At 72.6% G+C, this 15,076-nt stretch carries 13 protein-coding genes; 5 read left to right on the top strand and 8 right to left on the bottom strand.

Annotation, left to right across the window (positions count from 1 at the left end; genetic code table 11):
* Positions 1-307: 307 nt before the first annotated feature.
* From ACFXMG_RS26855 to ACFXMG_RS26835, 5 genes are all read right to left on the bottom strand, one after another.
* Positions 308-1,768 carry an aldehyde dehydrogenase family protein gene (locus tag ACFXMG_RS26855; protein ID WP_383817308.1) on the bottom strand — a complete coding sequence of 487 codons (1,461 nt, stop codon included), beginning with the start codon at positions 1,766-1,768 and terminating at the stop codon, positions 308-310.
* A complete protein-coding gene (locus tag ACFXMG_RS26850; RefSeq protein ID WP_383817305.1) occupies positions 1,765-3,504 on the bottom strand; it encodes an amidohydrolase family protein in 1,740 nt (579 codons plus the stop codon). Before ACFXMG_RS26850 ends, ACFXMG_RS26855 begins: the two co-directional genes overlap by 4 nt.
* Before the next feature lie 126 nt (positions 3,505-3,630).
* On the bottom strand, positions 3,631-4,755 hold the full coding sequence (locus ACFXMG_RS26845) for an LLM class flavin-dependent oxidoreductase (protein WP_383817302.1): 1,125 nt from the start codon (positions 4,753-4,755) through the stop codon (positions 3,631-3,633).
* Positions 4,756-4,856: 101 nt separating this feature from the next.
* Positions 4,857-5,618: an SDR family NAD(P)-dependent oxidoreductase gene (locus ACFXMG_RS26840; protein ID WP_383817299.1), complete on the bottom strand. Its 762-nt coding sequence runs from the start codon at positions 5,616-5,618 to the stop codon at positions 4,857-4,859.
* Positions 5,619-5,636: 18 nt separating this feature from the next.
* The gene (locus ACFXMG_RS26835; RefSeq protein ID WP_383817296.1) at positions 5,637-6,557 is read right to left on the bottom strand and encodes a TIGR03619 family F420-dependent LLM class oxidoreductase; all 921 of its coding nucleotides are present in this window, start codon (positions 6,555-6,557) and stop codon (positions 5,637-5,639) included.
* Between the two features lie 155 nt (positions 6,558-6,712).
* On the opposite strand from ACFXMG_RS26835, the gene ACFXMG_RS26830 reads away from it, so the two are divergent.
* Positions 6,713-6,934 (top strand): type II toxin-antitoxin system VapB family antitoxin, encoded by a 222-nt coding sequence (locus ACFXMG_RS26830; protein WP_383817294.1) that lies wholly within the window; start codon positions 6,713-6,715, stop codon positions 6,932-6,934.
* Positions 6,931-7,344 carry a PIN domain-containing protein gene (locus ACFXMG_RS26825; RefSeq protein ID WP_383817291.1) on the top strand — a complete coding sequence of 138 codons (414 nt, stop codon included), beginning with the start codon at positions 6,931-6,933 and terminating at the stop codon, positions 7,342-7,344. The genes ACFXMG_RS26830 and ACFXMG_RS26825 overlap by 4 nt, the downstream gene beginning before the upstream one ends.
* A 48-nt stretch (positions 7,345-7,392) precedes the next feature.
* On the opposite strand, the gene ACFXMG_RS26820 is transcribed toward ACFXMG_RS26825, so the two are convergent.
* On the bottom strand, positions 7,393-8,619 hold the full coding sequence (locus ACFXMG_RS26820) for an amidohydrolase family protein (protein ID WP_383817289.1): 1,227 nt from the start codon (positions 8,617-8,619) through the stop codon (positions 7,393-7,395).
* A gap of 155 nt (positions 8,620-8,774) precedes the next feature.
* On the opposite strand from ACFXMG_RS26820, the gene ACFXMG_RS26815 reads away from it, so the two are divergent.
* From ACFXMG_RS26815 to ACFXMG_RS26805, 3 genes are all read left to right on the top strand, one after another.
* Positions 8,775-11,888: a BTAD domain-containing putative transcriptional regulator gene (locus ACFXMG_RS26815; protein WP_383817287.1), complete on the top strand. Its 3,114-nt coding sequence runs from the start codon at positions 8,775-8,777 to the stop codon at positions 11,886-11,888.
* Positions 11,889-12,108: 220 nt separating this feature from the next.
* Entirely contained in the window at positions 12,109-12,306 is a 198-nt protein-coding gene (locus tag ACFXMG_RS26810; RefSeq protein ID WP_383817286.1) for a hypothetical protein, read from the top strand.
* 312 nt (positions 12,307-12,618) lie between these two features.
* Positions 12,619-12,807: a hypothetical protein gene (locus tag ACFXMG_RS26805; protein WP_383817284.1), complete on the top strand. Its 189-nt coding sequence runs from the start codon at positions 12,619-12,621 to the stop codon at positions 12,805-12,807.
* Positions 12,808-12,878: 71 nt separating this feature from the next.
* On the opposite strand, the gene ACFXMG_RS26800 is transcribed toward ACFXMG_RS26805, so the two are convergent.
* Together ACFXMG_RS26800 and ACFXMG_RS26795 are read right to left on the bottom strand one after the other, a co-directional pair.
* Positions 12,879-14,366, bottom strand: a complete 1,488-nt coding sequence (locus tag ACFXMG_RS26800; protein ID WP_383817281.1) for a sensor histidine kinase — start codon at positions 14,364-14,366, stop codon at positions 12,879-12,881.
* Positions 14,359-15,033 carry a response regulator transcription factor gene (locus ACFXMG_RS26795; protein ID WP_383817279.1) on the bottom strand — a complete coding sequence of 225 codons (675 nt, stop codon included), beginning with the start codon at positions 15,031-15,033 and terminating at the stop codon, positions 14,359-14,361. The genes ACFXMG_RS26800 and ACFXMG_RS26795 overlap by 8 nt, the downstream gene beginning before the upstream one ends.
* Between the last annotated feature and the right edge of the window lie 43 nt (positions 15,034-15,076).

The following is a 15,076-nucleotide window of genomic DNA, read 5'->3' as shown; positions in this document are numbered from 1 at the left end:
CCTTATCCGGAGCAGTGGACTCCGCTCGTTTGATCGATCATCGCCTTGCATTGCGAGGGCGAGGGCGACCCTCGCCAATGATTGAAAGATCGACCAACCCGGCGGACCGACCAACTGGTAGGTCGGCCGCCGGGTGTCCGATATGCGGGAACCGTAGCGAGGCCCGAAATGTCCGGTTCCAAATTTTCCCGTACGAGTTTTTCCCGCGCGATCACCGCACGAGGTTTCCGCCTCGGCCGGGCCGGACCACCGCCTCCTCGGCCGGGCCAGACCACCGCCTCCTCGGCCGGGCCAGACCACCGCCTTCTCAGCCGGGCCAGACCACCGCCTGGAGCTCGCTGTAGGCGTGGAGCGCGTACGAGCCGACGTCCCGCCCCACCCCGCTCTTCTTGAAGCCGCCGAAGGGCGCCTCCATGTTCCGGCCGATGGTGTTGATCCCGACCCCGCCGGCCCGCAGCCGGGCGGCGATCCGGAAGGCGCGGGCGACGTCGCCCGACCACACGTAGTCGAGCAGGCCGTAGTCGCTGTCGTTGGCGAGCGCGATCCCCTCCTCCTCGTCGTCGAAGGGGACGACCACGACGACCGGGCCGAAGATCTCCTCCCGCACCACCCGCATCTCGTTGGTGCAGTCGGCGAGCAGCGTCGGCGCCACGTAGAAGCCGCGCTCCAGGTCCGGCCGGACTCCCCCGGCGACGACCCGCGCCCCCTCCTTGCGCCCCAGCTCCACGTACGACTCCACCCGGTCGCGGTGGGCCGCCGAGATCACCGGGCCGACGACCGTGCCCTTCGCGGCCGGGTCCCCCACGGTCAGGTAGCCGGTGTAGGCGGCGAGCTTCTCGACGAGCCGCTCGTAGATCCCGCGCTGGGCGAGGACCCGGGTCGGGGCGGTGCAGATCTGGCCGCTGTAGAAGGAGAAGGTCGTCCCGATGCCCATGACCGCCGAGTCGAGGTCGGCGTCGTCGAGGACCAGCGCCGCGCCCTTGCCGCCGAGCTCCATCAGCTGCCGCTTCATCGACCGGCCGCAGACCTCGCCGATCGCCTGGCCGACGGCGGTGGAGCCGGTGAAGGAGACCATGTCGACGTCCGGGGAGTCGACGGCCGCCTCGCCCACGGCGGGCGCCGAGCCGGTGACCAGGTTGACGACGCCCGGCGGGACACCGGCCTCCTCCAGGGCGCGGACCATGGCGAAGACCGACAGCGGGTCCTGCGGGGCCGGCTTCACGAGGACGGTGTTGCCCATGGCGAGCGCGGGGGCGATCTTGCCCGCCGGGTTGGCCCAGGGGTTGTTGTACGAGGTGATGCAGGTGACGACGCCGACCGGGCGGCGGACCGCGACCGCCCCGAAGACGCCCGCCCGCCCCATCGGGCCGGCCTCGTTGATCTGCGGCGGCAGCGCCTCCTCGACCGGTTCCAGGGCCCCCTTCGCGTACCGCCGGAAGCGGGAGGACCCGACGGCGACCTGCATGCCGCGCGCCGTGGCGGTGGTGGCGCCGGTCTCGGCGCGGGCGAGCACGGTGTGCGCGTCGGCGTCGCGGGCCATGATCGCGGCGGCCCGGTCGAGGATCGCGGCCCGCTCCTCCGGCTTCGTCCGGGACCAGGCCCCGAAGGCGTCGCGGGCGGCGGCGGCAGCCTCGTACACCTGGGCCCGGGACGCCTCGGGTGCGAGCCCGACGAGCTCCTCGGTGGCCGGATTCACCACCTCGTAGTGACCGCCGTCGGGCTCGGTCCACTCCCCTCCTATGTACAGCCGCTCGGTGATGTCGCTCATCGGGTGCCCACCGTCCTCGTGTCGCGGCCCGAGCGCAGGACGCGGCCGGGGATCGCGCCGGTGACCTCGTCGTCCCTGATCGTCTCGACCCCGTTGACGCGTACGGAGACGATGCCGACCGCGCGTGAGTCCAGGCGGGGGCTGTCGCCGGGGAGGTCGTGGACGAGGGTGGCGGGGCCGGCGTCGATGCGGTCGGGGTCGAAGAGGACGAGGTCGGCGTGGAAGCCCTCGGCGATCCGGCCGCGCTCGCGGAGTCCGAAGAGGCGGGCCGGGTCGTCGCTGAGCATCTTCACGGCCTGCTCCAGCGGCACCAGTTTCCGGCCGCGCAGGCAGTCGCCGAGGAAGCGGGTGGTGTACGGGGCTCCGCACATCCGGTCCAGGTGGGCGCCGGCGTCGGAGCCGCCGAGCATGACGTCCTCGTGCTGCCAGGTCTCGGCGCGCAGCGCCCAGGAGGCCGGGTCGTTGTCGCTCGGCATCGGCCACAGGACGGTCCTGAGGTCGTCGTTGGCGCAGATCTCGACGAGGCACTGGAAGGGGTCCTGGCCGCGTTCGGCGGCGATGTCCTGCACGACCCGGCCGGTCAGGCCCTCGTTCTCCCGGCTGTACGTGTCGCCGATGACGTACCGGCCGAAGTGGGCGAGGCGCCGGAAGACGCCGGCCTCCTTGGAGTCGGCGCGGCGCAGCATCTCGGCGCGGACGTCCGGGTCGCGGAGCCGCTCGATCCGCTCGGGCACGGGCAGGCCCAGGATCTCGCCCCAGCCGGGGATGAGGTTGAGGGCGCAGAAGGTGCCGAGGGACATGTTCATGGGGGTGAGGATCGGCATGGTGAGGGCGACGATCCGGCCGCCGGACTTGCGGGCCCGTTCGGAGGCGGTGAGCTGGCGGGGGACGCGTTCGGGGACGGCGGCGTCGATGGTGAGGACGTTCCAGTTGAGGGGGCGTCCGGCGGCGGCCGTCATCTCGACGAAGAGGTCGATCTCGGCGTCGGAGAACTGGTCGAGGCAGCCGGCGAGGATCGCCTCCAGCTGGGTGCCCTCGTGCTCGCCGACGGCCTTCGACAGGGCGATCAGCTCGGCGGGGGCGGCGTGCCGGGAGGCGACGGGGGCGCCGTCGCCGTCGGAGTGGGTGGAGGACTGGGTGGTGGACAGGCCCCAGGCGCCGGCGGCCATGGCCTCCTTGAGGAGGGTGGTCATCCGCGCGAGCTGTTCGTCGGTGGGCTGTCCGCCGACGGCGTCCTCGCCCATCACGTACCGGCGCAGGGCGCAGTGGCCGACCATGAAGCCGGCGTTGACGGCGATCCGGCCCTCCAGGGCGTCGAGGTACTCGGCGAAGGAGGACCAGCTCCAGTCGACGCCCTCTTCGAGGGCGGTGAGGGCCATGCCCTCGACCTTGGACATCATGCGGCGGGTGTAGTCGGCGTCCTCGGGCCGGTCGGGGTGGAGCGGGGCGAGGGTGAAGCCGCAGTTGCCGCCGGCGACGGTGGTGACGCCGTGGTTCATGGAGGGGGTCGCGTACGGGTCCCAGAAGAGCTGGGCGTCGTAGTGGGTGTGGGGGTCGACGAAGCCGGGGGCGAGGACGAGTCCGGTGGCGTCCTCGGTGGTCGTGGCGGGCTCGGCGACGGTGCCGGGTTCGGCGATCACGGCGATGCGGTCGCCGCGTATGCCGATGTCGGCGGTGAAGGCGGGGGCGCCGGTGCCGTCCACGACGGTGGCGCCCTTGATCAGGTGGTCGAGCATGGCATGCCTCTCTGCGCGCGGACGCGGCGTGGACGCGGGTACGCCCCGGACCGGGGCCGCCGCGGGGGCTCCGGCCGGGGCAGTGCGGGCGGCGGTCCGGGAAGACGACGCCCGCGCTCGGGTCCGCTACTGGCCGGCCGCCTGGCGGAAGCGGGTGGTGCGGTGGACGGGGTCGGTGTCGATCTCGGGGATCACGTGCTCGCCGATCAGCCGGATCGAGTTCATCGTGTCCTCGTAGGAGATCCCGATCGGGAGGCCGAAGGAGAGCTGGTCGGCGCCGGCCTGCTCCCAGCGCTTGCACTGGGCGAGGACCTCGGAGGGGTCTCCGCAGATCATCAGCTCCTCGGCGATGAGGAGTTCGATGATCTCGGCCGAGTACTCGGGGAGCAGCTCGGGCCACTCGGGGATGCCCTCGGGGCGGGGGAAGGTGTCGTGGTAGCGGAAGAGGAGCGACTGGAGGTAGTTGAGGCCGCCGTTGACGGCGATCTCGACGGCCTTGTCGTGGGTCTCGGCGCAGATGGCGGTGGAGGTGACCATGACGTTGTCGTTGACGAAGTCGCCGACGGCCTTGGCCTCCTTGACCGCGTTCTTGTAGGACTCGACGACCCACTCCATGTCGGAGACCTTCTGGACGCTGAAGCCGAGGACGCCGAGGCCCATCTTCCCGGCCATGGCGTAGGAGGACGGGGAGCCGGCGGCGTACCACATGGCGGGGTGGGACTTGCCGTACGGCTTGGGGAGGATCTTGCGGGGCGGCAGGGACCAGTGCTTGCCCTGGAAGCCCTGGTACTCCTCCTGGAGCCACATCTTGGGGAACTCGGCGATGGTCTCTTCCCAGATCTCCTTGGTGTGGTTCATGTCCGTGATGCCCGGGAAGAAGCCGAGGATCTCGTGGGAACCGGCGCCGCGGCCGGAGCCGAACTCGAAGCGGCCGCCGGAGAGGTGGTCGAGCATGGCGACCTTCTCCGCGACCTTCACCGGGTGGTTGACCTGGGCGAGCGGGTTGAAGATGCCGGAGCCGAGGTGGATGCGCTCGGTGGCGTGGGCGAGGTAGCCCAGGTAGACGTCGTTGGCCGAGAGGTGCGAGTACTCCTCCAGGAAGTGGTGTTCGGAGGCCCAGGCGTACTTGAAGTTGTGCTTGTCCGCCTGGATGACGTACTCGGTCTCCTCCATGAGGGCCTTGTGCTCGGCTTCGGGATCGGTCTCGGCGCGCTTGCCGACGTATCCCTGTACGAAGATCCCGAATTCCACGGAAGTCACCGTCCTCGTGAGTTTCTGACGTGTCGTCAGATTCTTGGATGCACTGCGTCGTGTCAATACCTGACGACTCGTCAGGTCACCTGCGGGTGGGGCTAGAAGAGGGAGACGCCGGCCAGCCAGCCGCCGTCGACGACGAACGGCTGGCCCGTCACGTACGAGGAGTCGTCCGAGGTCAGGAAGAGGGCGAGGGTCGCCACCTCCTCCGGGCGGCCGATCCGGCCGAGCGGCACCAGCTTGCGGTACAGCTCGCCGGTGGCGGCCGGGTCCACCCCCTCCGGATTGCTCATGGCGGTGTCGATCGCGCCCGGACAGACCGCGTTCACCCGGATCCCCCTCGGGGCCAGCTCCAGCGCCGCCACCCGGGTCAGCCCGAGCACCGCGTGCTTGGAGGCCGCGTAGGCGCCGACCCCGGCCATCCCGGTCAGCCCGGTGTACGAGGCGGTGTTGACGATCGTGCCGCCGCCGGCCGCCGCGATCTCGGGCGCCACGGCCCTGATCCCCAGGAAGCAGCCGGTCTGGTTGACCGAGACGATCGCCTGGAACTCCTCCAGCGGGGTCGAGAGCAGTTCGTTGAAGCGGAGGATGCCGGCGTTGTTCACCAGGCCGTCGATCCGCCCGAACCGCTCCTTCGCCGCCGCCACCGCGGCCGTCCACCCCTCCTCGCTGGTCACGTCCAGGTGGACGTACGCGGCCCGCTCCTCCCCCAGCTCCTTGGCGAGGGCCTCCCCGGGGCCGTCCAGCACGTCCGCGAGGACGACCCTCGCCCCCTCGGCGGCGAAGAGCCGCGCCTCCCGCTCGCCCTGCCCGCGCGCCGCGCCCGTGACGATCACGACCCGCCCGTCCAGCTTGCCCATGCGCGTACTCCCTACCGGTCACTGAAGGTGGGGGGCGACCTCCGAGCCGAAGGCCGCCATCTGGTCGATGAGTTCGGTACGGCTCCGGCTGCGGAACCGCACCTGGATCTGGCCGACGCCCATCGCCCCGTACTCCCGGAGCGAGGCCGCCAGCTCCTCCGGCCGGCCGGCCAGCGTGCGCCGCCCGACCTCCCAGCCGGGGGTGCCGACGTACAGCGGCTCGGCGATCGCGCCGAAGACGAAGGGCTTCGCGATCCCGGCCTCCTCGCGCAGCCGCCGGATCCGCCCGATCCGGCGCGCCAGCACGTCCCGGGGGTCGCCCTGCGGCAGCCAGCCGTCGCCCTTGAGCGCGGCCCGCCGCACCGCCGCGGGCGAGGAGCCGCCCACCCAGACCGGGACCCGCTCCTGCGCGGGCCGGGGCCGCTGCCCGAGGTCCTTGAAGGCGAACCGCTCCCCGAGGTGCTCCGGGTACTCCTCCGGGCCGAGCGCCGCCCGCAGCGCGTCGACCGTCTCGTCGAGCACCCCGCCGCGCCCCGCGAAGTCCGCCCCGACCGCCTCGAACTCCTCCTGCACGTGCCCGGCGCCCACCCCGAGGACCAGCCGGCCGCCGGAGAGGTGGTCGACGGTCGCGTACGCCTTGGCCGTGGCCAGCGGGTGCCGCAGCCCGACGACGGCGACGTGCGAGAGCAGCCGGACCCGCTCGGTGGCGGCGGCCAGGAAGGAGAGCGTGGCGACCGGGTCGTACCAGACGGTGCTCATCGCGGCGGCGAGCCGGCGCGGGATGGCCACGTGGTCGCAGCAGGCGACGTAGTCGAAGCCGTGCGCGTCGGCGGCGCGGGCGACGGCGAGCAGGTCGGCGGGCCCGGCGGCGGCCTCCCAGGGCTCGGCGTAGATCGCGGACTGGGACTGGACGGGCAGCTGCATCCCGTAGACCACCATGGGGACCCCCTCATCTGACGCTTCGTCAGTTACGGCGACGGGGCCATGCTGGCGGCTGACGGGCCATCAGGCAAGGGGGTGCGGTATCGCCGTGCGGACTCGATGTGGAAGGCGTACAATTCTATGTACATGACCCACAGGATGGAGGACTCGGCATGGCTGTGACCCAGATCGACATAGACGAGGACGCGCTGGAGCGGGCCATGAACCTCTCCAAGGCACGGACCAAGAAGGAGGCCGTCAACCTCGCCCTGCGCTTCTACGCCGACCGGCAGGAGCGCGCGGCGCGCATCGGGCGCCACTTCGAGCGAGCCCGCCACTGGGGGGCGGTCGAGGACGCCGAGCGGCGTCATCGGGCCGAGAAGGACGCAGGGTGATCTACCTCCTCGACACCTCCGGCCTCGTCCGGCTTCTCAGCGACCCGGCACTCCAGTCCGCCTGGCACGACGCGATCGACGCCGAGGCGATCGCGTCGTGCTACCCGCAGCGCGCCGAATTCCTGCACAGCGCCCGGAACGGCCGCGAGTACGACGAGATCGCCGAGATGTTCGCCGACCTCTACCCCGATGTCGCGGTGCCGAAGAACGCCGGACGCTGGATCGACTCGGTCCAGCGCCGGATGGCGAGGGCCGGGGAGCACCGCAGCGCCTCGGCCGTCGATCTGATCATCGCGGCCACGGCGGCCCACCACGGGTTGACCGTCCTCCACGACGATGACGACTACCGGACCGTCGCCCGGCACGCGCCCGACCTGAGCGAGCACGGCGTCCGGGACGTCCTGCCGTAGGCGGCGCGAGGCGGAGGTCCACCCGGGAGCCACCGCCCCGCGCCCGCGTCACGGGCGCCAGAGGCCCTCCGGGGTGAGGCCCAGGAGGTCGATGGCGTTGCCGCGGACGATGCGGTCGACGACGTCCGGCGCCAGGTGGCCCATCTGCGCCTCGCCGACCTCCTTGGACTTGGGCCAGGTCGAGTCGGAGTGCGGGTAGTCCGTCTCGTAGAGGACGTTCGCCGCGCCGATCGCGTCCAGGTTGCGCAGCCCGAAGGCGTCGTCGAAGAAGCAGCCGAAGACGTGCCCGGCGAAGAGCTCCGACGGCGGCCGGGTGACCTTGTCGGCGACCCCGCCCCACGCGCGGTTCTCCTCCCACACCACGTCCGCCCGCTCCAGGATGTACGGGATCCAGCCGATCTGCCCCTCCGCGTACATGATCCGCAGGTTCGGGAAGCGCTCGAACTTGCCGCTCATCAGCCAGTCGACCATCGAGAAGCAGCAGTTGGCGAAGGTGATCGTGGAGCCGACCGCCGGCGGGGCGTCCGCCGAGGTCGACGGCATCCGGCTGGACGAGCCGATGTGCATGGCGATGACCGTGCCCGTCTCGTCGCAGGCGCGGAAGAAGGGGTCCCAGTGGTCCGTGTGGACCGAGGGCAGCCCCAGGTGCGGCGGGATCTCGGAGAAGGCGACGGCCCGGACCCCGCGCGCGGCGTTCCGCCGCACCTCGGCGGCGGCCAGCTCCGGGTCCCACAGCGGGATGAGGGTGAGCGGGATGAGCCGGCCCTGCGCCTCGGGCCCGCACCACTCCTCGACCATCCAGTCGTTGTACGCGCGCACGCAGAGCAGGCCCAGCTCGCGGTCGGACGCCTCGGTGAAGGTCTGGCCGCAGAAGCGCGGGAAGGTCGGGAAGCAGAGCGCGGACTGGACGTGGTTGACGTCCATGTCGGCGAGCCGGTCGGGCACGGAGAAGGAACCCGGCCGCATCTGCTCGTAGGTGATGACTTCGAGGCGTATCTCGTCCCGGTCGTAGCCGACGGCCGTGTCGAGACGGGTGAGGGGACGGTGAAGGTCCTCGTAGACCCACCAGTCGCCGATCGGGCCCTCGTCGCCGGGTGCGCCCATGACGGGCGCGAACTTGCCGCCGAGGAAGGTCATCTCCTTCAGCGGCGCACGGACGATCCGCGGCCCGGTGTCGTGGTACCGGGCCGGGAGCCGGTCCCGCCAGACGTGCGGGGGCTCCACGGTGTGGTCGTCCACCGAGATGATCCTGGGGAAGGTCTCCTGGGTCTCCATGCCCTTCACGGTAGCGCTGATCTGACGAACCGTCAGCTATCGTGACGGCCACTCCCGGTCACAGCTCCCCCACAACGTCGCCCCGATGCTGACGCGCTCCCTCCGGACAAGGCAGACTGTCCGGGGCGATACCACCGGTAGGGGCAGGGGGAGCCATGGGGCAGGACAACGGACCGCGCGTCCCGGCGCAGGGCCCCGGCGGGAACGAGGCCGGGGCGGACGTCGGCGTACCCCGACAGCGGCCGGGGGGACGCGGGGCAGCGGGGGCTGTGGGGGGAACTGGGGGTACGGGGGGACCTGGGGCACCTACGACACCCGGGGCTGCGGGGGGACCTGGGGCTACGGCGGGACCCGGGGCTTCGACGGGACCCGGCAGCGGAGGCGGGCTTCGGTTCGGGGTGCTTGGGCCCGTGCGGGCGTGGCGGGGTGGGGAGGCGTTGGCCACCGGGTCGCCGCAGCAGCGGGCGCTGCTCGCGGCGCTGTTGCTGCGGGGCGGGCGGACCGCCACCGCCTCCGAGCTGATCGACGCGCTGTGGGGCGAGGAACCGCCCTCGCAGGCGCTCGCCGCGCTCCGCACCTACGCGTCCCGGCTCCGCAAGGTCCTCGGTGCCGAGGTGCTGGTCAGCGAGTCCGGGGGGTACGCGCTCAAGACCGCCGCGCTCGACCTCACCCGCGCCCGGGAACTCGCCGCCGAGGCGGAGAAGCTGCGGGCGGGCGGCGACCGGGCCGCCGCGAGGGCCCGGCTCGCCGAGGCGCTGGACCTGTGGGACGGCGAGGTCCTGGCCTCCGTCCCCGGGCCACACGCCGACGCGCAGCGGACCCGCCTGGAGGAGTGGCGGCTCACCCTCCTGGAGTCCCGCCTCGACGTCGACCTGGAGATCGGCGCCCACGCCGAGGCCGTCTCCGAACTCACCGCGCTCACCGCCGCCCACCCGCTGCGCGAGCGGCTGCGCGAACTGCTGATGCTCGCGCTCTACCGCGGCGGACGGCAGGCCGAGGCGCTCGCCGTGTACGCCGACACCCGCCGCCTCCTCGCCGACGAGCTCGGCGTCGACCCCACCCCCGAACTCGCCCGCCTCCAGCAGCGCATCCTCCAGGGCGACGCCGAACTGGCCCGCCCCGTCGAGGAACAGGCCCCGGCCGCCGCGCCCGTCGCGCGCCCCGCCCAACTCCCGGCGACCGTCCCCGACTTCACGGGCCGCGCCGCCTTCGTACGGGAGCTCGGGGCCCGGCTCTCGACCGCCGAGGGCTCCGTCATGGCCGTCTCCGCGCTCGCGGGCATCGGCGGCGTCGGCAAGACGACGCTCGCCGTGCACGTGGCCCACGAGGCGCGCCCGCACTTCCCCGACGGGCAGCTGTACGTCGACCTCCAGGGCGCCGGAGCCAGCGCGGCGGCGCCGGAGACCGTCCTCGGGTCCTTCCTCCGCGCCCTCGGCACCCCCGACTCGGCCATCCCCGACTCCCTGGCGGACCGGGCGGCCCTCTACCGCTCGACGCTGGACGGGCGCCGCGTCCTCGTCCTCCTCGACAACGCCCGCGACGCCGCCCAGATCCGCCCCCTGCTCCCCGGCACCGCCGGCTGCGCCGCGCTCGTCACCAGCCGCATCCGCATGCTCGACCTCGCGGGCGCGCACCTGGTGGACCTCGACGTGATGTCCCCCGAGGAGGCGCTCCAGCTCTTCACCCGGATCGTCGGCGAGGAGCGCGTACAGGCCGAGCGCGAAGCCGCGCTCGACGTCGTCGCGGCCTGCGGCTTCCTCCCCCTGGCGATCCGCATCGCCGCCTCGCGCCTGGCGTCGCGCCGCACCTGGACGGTCTCCGTCCTCGCGGCGAAGCTGGCCGACGAGCGGCGCCGCCTCGACGAGCTCCAGGCGGGCGACCTCGCGGTCAAGGCGACCTTCGAGCTGGGCTACGGCCAGCTGGAGCCGGCCCAGGCCCGCGCCTTCCGCCTCCTCGGCCTCGCCGACGGCCCCGACATCTCGCTCGCGGCGGCCGCCGCCGTGCTCGACCTGCCGCTCCAGGACGCCGAGGACCTCCTGGAGGCGCTGGTCGACACCTCCCTCCTGGAGTCCGCCGCGCCCGGCCGCTACCGCTACCACGACCTGGTCCGCCTCTACGCCCGCGCCTGCGCCGACCGCGACGAGCACCCGCCGACGGAGAAGGAGGCCGCGCTCTCGCGCCTCCTCGACTTCTACCTCTCGACGGCCGCCCGCGTGTACGCCATCGAGCGCCCCGGCGACCGCCTCGTCGACCACCTCGAACCCACCGACTACGAGGGCCTGTCCTTCACCGACCGCCACGACGCCCAGGACTGGCTCTACGCCGAGTCCCACTGCCTCCTCGCCTGCGTCCGCCAGTCCGCCACCACCCCCACCACCCTCCGCCGAGCCGTAGACCTCCTCTGGGCCTCCCTAGACCTCGCCGAATCCGGCGCCAACTCCAAGGAGTACGAGGCGGTCGCGACGGTCCTCCGCGGAGCGGCGGCGAAGACGGCCGACACCCGCGCGGAGGGCCGCGCGGCCAACACCCTGGCGTACGTCCACCACTACCAGGGCCGCTTCGACCAGGCGGATCGTGAGGCGGCGGAGGTGACCGAGCTCTCCGGCTCCGTCGACGACCGCCTGCCCATGTGCTGGGCGCTGAACGTGCGGGGCGCCGTCGCCCTGTACCAGGGGCGGCACCACGACGGGGACCACCACTTCTCCCTGGCCATCGCCGAGTTCCGCAGCGTCGGCGACCGGGCGGGCGAGGCGTCCGCCCTCTGCAACCTCTCCCGGCTCCGCCTGGCCGCCGGACAGCGCGAGGACGCCGTCCGCATGGCACAGCAGGGTGCGGCCATGTACGACGGAATGGGGCACTCCCTGAAGGGGGCGAACGGCCGATACGCGCTCGGACTCGCCCTCACCGCGAACGGACAGCTCGACGCCGCGGGCGAACAACTCCGCGAAGCCCTCACCGTCTTCGCGGAGAGCCGGCAGCGGCTGTGGGAGGGCATGACCCTCTTCCGCCTGGCCGAGGTCGACATCGCCGCCCGCCGGTACGGAGCCGCCGCCGCCGGAGCCGAGAAGGCCCTGTCGGTCCTGAGGGGCATCGGCGGCGAATGGCGGCGGGGCAATGTGCTGACCGTGCTCGGCCGGGCGCTCGACGCCATCGGCCAGTCGGGGCGGGCCCAGGTCTGCTGGCAGGAGGCGCTCGACATCTACGAGGAACTGGGCGCGGCGGAAGCCGCCGAGGTCAGAGGGCTGCTCTCCCCGGCGGCAGCGGCCTGATCCCCGGTCCCCCGGCGGGCGTTCATCATTCGTTTATCGCCCCGCGTCAGAGTTGTCCTCAACGATCCGTCGCGTCGGGGGGCAGACGGGTCGCCGCAGAGGCTGTCACCCCTACGCACTAGGGTGAGCGGCCACTGGGAGCCCGTCCGACCGTCCACGGGGGAACGAGCCGGACGGGCTCCCCACCGCACCTCACGCCATCCACCAGGAGGGGAACACCATGGCCGAGATCGACGCCACCGAGCCGACCGTCAAGCCGAACAACCTGCACGTCACCGGCGGCGACGCGGACCAGATCGGCACCAAGAACCTGCACGTCACCTCGGAGCCGGCGGACGCCATCGCGGACAAGGTCCTCGGCGACGGCGGCGACGCCTCGACCGACAACCTCCACGTCACCACGGAGCCGGCCAAGTAGACCACTCCCCACGGGGACGACGGCACCGGCGGCGACTTCGGGGGAGCTGCCGGTGCCATCCACAGGGGGCCCGGTCGACGGGGGAGCACACGGTCCCGGGGGACTCCGGACGGAACCAGGGGGGATTCGTCCGGCAGGGACCGCGCGCAACGCGATCGGACCGCCATCACGAGGGGGCCGGGCATCTGCCCGGCCCCCTCTCGTTGGTGAATCGGCCCAGACCTGACGAAGTACCGCATTCCGCTTCGAACTGACATTCGGGATCAAGCAGAATCTTCCTGTCTAGAGCCCGCACGACCCAGGAAGTTGGACATGACCCGCAGCAAGCGTTTCCTGGCCGGTGTGTTCCTCGCCGCCGCCGTTTCCGCCGGCACCGCATCGCCGGCGCTCGCCAACGTGCACGTCACAAGTGACAAGACCGAGAACGTCCACGTCACGAGCGACAAGACCGAGAACGTCCACATCACGAGCGACAAGACCGAGAACGTCCACATCACCTGATCAGCGCGTCATCGCCAAGGGGCCCGAGCCGCACACAGGCTCGGGCCCCTTGGTGTTGCACCTCCTCCGGGTCACGGCGCATCTCGGACCTGGAACCGGGCCACCAGCAAGGCGCCCCGGTCCGAGTCTTCGATGGTGAGGGTGCCGTCGTGGGTGGTGGCCAGGTCTCTTGCTATGGGGAGGCCCAGGCCGGCGCCGCCGGTGGCGCGGGTGCGGGCTTCGTCCAGGCGGGTGAAGCGGTCGAAGACGCGGGCGCGGTCGGGGGGTGGGATGCCGGGGCCGTCGTCGTGGACCGTGAGGGTGACGGCGTCCGCGTCGGCCGTGACCGTGACGTCGACGCGGGTCCGCGCGTGGCGGCAGGCGTTCGTCAGAAGGTTGCGGAGCAGGCGGTCCAGGTGGGTCGGGTTGGCCAGGAGGACCGCCGGGGCCGGGGCCTCGCAGCGGATCCGCAGGGCCGCCGCTTCCGTGAGGTGCTGGTGCTCGCGGACCAGGTCCTCCGCGAGGGCCGACAGGTCGACCGGTTCGCGTACCGGGGGGACCGAGCCGTGGGACGCCAGCAGGAGCAGGTCGTCGGCGAGGTGCTGGAGCCGGACGACGTCCGCCGCCGCCTCCGTCACCACCTCCCGCCAGTCCCCCACCGACTCCGGGTGCCGCAGGGCTGACTCCAGCTGGGCGCGCAACGCCGCCAGTGGGCTGCGGAGTTCGTGCGCCGCGTCCGCCGTGAACTCGCGCTGCCGCGCGGAGGCTGTCTCCAGCCGGTCGAGCGTCGCGTTCGTGGTGCGGGCGAGGTCCGCGATGACGTCGGCCGTCGGCGGGACGGGGACCCGGCGGTCCAGCGACTGGCCGGTGATGTCGGCGAGTTCACGGCGGATCGCCTCCACCGGCTTGAGCGCCCGTGCGACCATGCGGTGCACCAGGAAGCCCGTCAGGAGGGCCACCAGCGGGACCCCGGTGGTGAGGGCGATCCAGTAGATCGTGTCGAGGGTGTCGTAGGCGTCGTTCAGCGACTGGAAGGTGCGGACGGCCGCGAGGAAGAGCGTCCCCGTGACCGCCCCGGCGGTGAGCGCCACCCGGCCCCGGAAGGAGATCCGGGCGCCGCCCCGGCCCACGGCGACCGCGACCGCCGCCGCAGTGATGAGGCCCGCGGAGGGGCCGACACAGGCGATGCCCCAGCGGAACGCCTTCTCCGCGACATCGACTTTGTGCTCCTCGTTCTCGCGGACGAGCCAGCTGCCGTAGGTGGCGTACAGGGTGGCCGTCACGGCGGCGGCGACCGCCGCGCCCCGGAGCCGTACCCACCACGGACCGCCCTTGCCCGCGAGGAGGCAGACGGCGGCCACGTACAGCGCTCCGGCCCAGGTGCCCCACGTGGTGATCTGCTCGATCTGCGGGCCGACCCGGTCGCTGTTGATGTGGACCGCGGGCCAGGTGGAGCGCAGGCCGGCGGCCCGGTCCGCGTACTGGAGCCAGGCCACGGCACAGCCGACGACGAGCGCGGCGGCGAGGCCGGACGCCCACACCGGGCGGGTCGCCCACACGGGGCGCACGGGGTCACCCACGGCCACTCACCCGGTACCCCGCCCCCCGGACCGTCTCGATCGTCTCCCGTCCGAAGGGGGCGTCGATCTTCTTTCTCACGGCGCTGATGTAGACGTGCACGATGTTCGGGTCGCCGGTGAAGTCCGCCGACCACACCTCGTCGAGGAGGTCGACGACGGGGACCACCTCGTCGAGGCGGGCCAGGAGGCAGTGCAGGACGGCGAACTCCTTCGGGGTGAGGGGGATCGGGTCGTCCGCGCGGCCGCAGGTGCGGCGGGCGGGGTCGAGCCAGAGGTCGCCGGCCTCCAGGAGGGTGGGGAGGCGGGCGCCGCCGCGGCGGACGAGGGCGCGGAGGCGGGCCTCCAGGACGACGTACGAGAAGGGTTTCGCGAGGTAGTCGTCGGCGCCGGTGTCCAGGCCCTCGGCCTCGTCGTACTCGCCGTTCTTCGCCGTCAGCATCAGGACCGGCACCTCGTTGCCCTCGGCGCGGAGCCGCGCGCAGACCTGGTAGCCGCTGAGGCCCGGCAGCATGAGGTCGAGGAGGACCGCGGCGTAGCGGTGTTCGCGGGCCAGGTGGAGGCCGGTGACGCCGTCGTGGGTCACGTCGACGGTGTAGCCGACGGCGGTGAGGCCGCGCCGCAGCGAGGCGGCTATCCGTACCTCGTCCTCGATCACCAGGATGCGCATGGCCCCGAGTATCGCCCGGCCGCCCCCGGGGCCCCTGAGGAAA

The sequence above is a fragment of the Streptomyces sp. NPDC059201 genome (assembly GCF_042754585.1).
In the GTDB taxonomy this organism is placed as follows: Bacteria; Actinomycetota; Actinomycetes; order Streptomycetales; family Streptomycetaceae; genus Streptomyces.
This window is presented reverse-complemented; position numbering and strand designations above follow the sequence as displayed.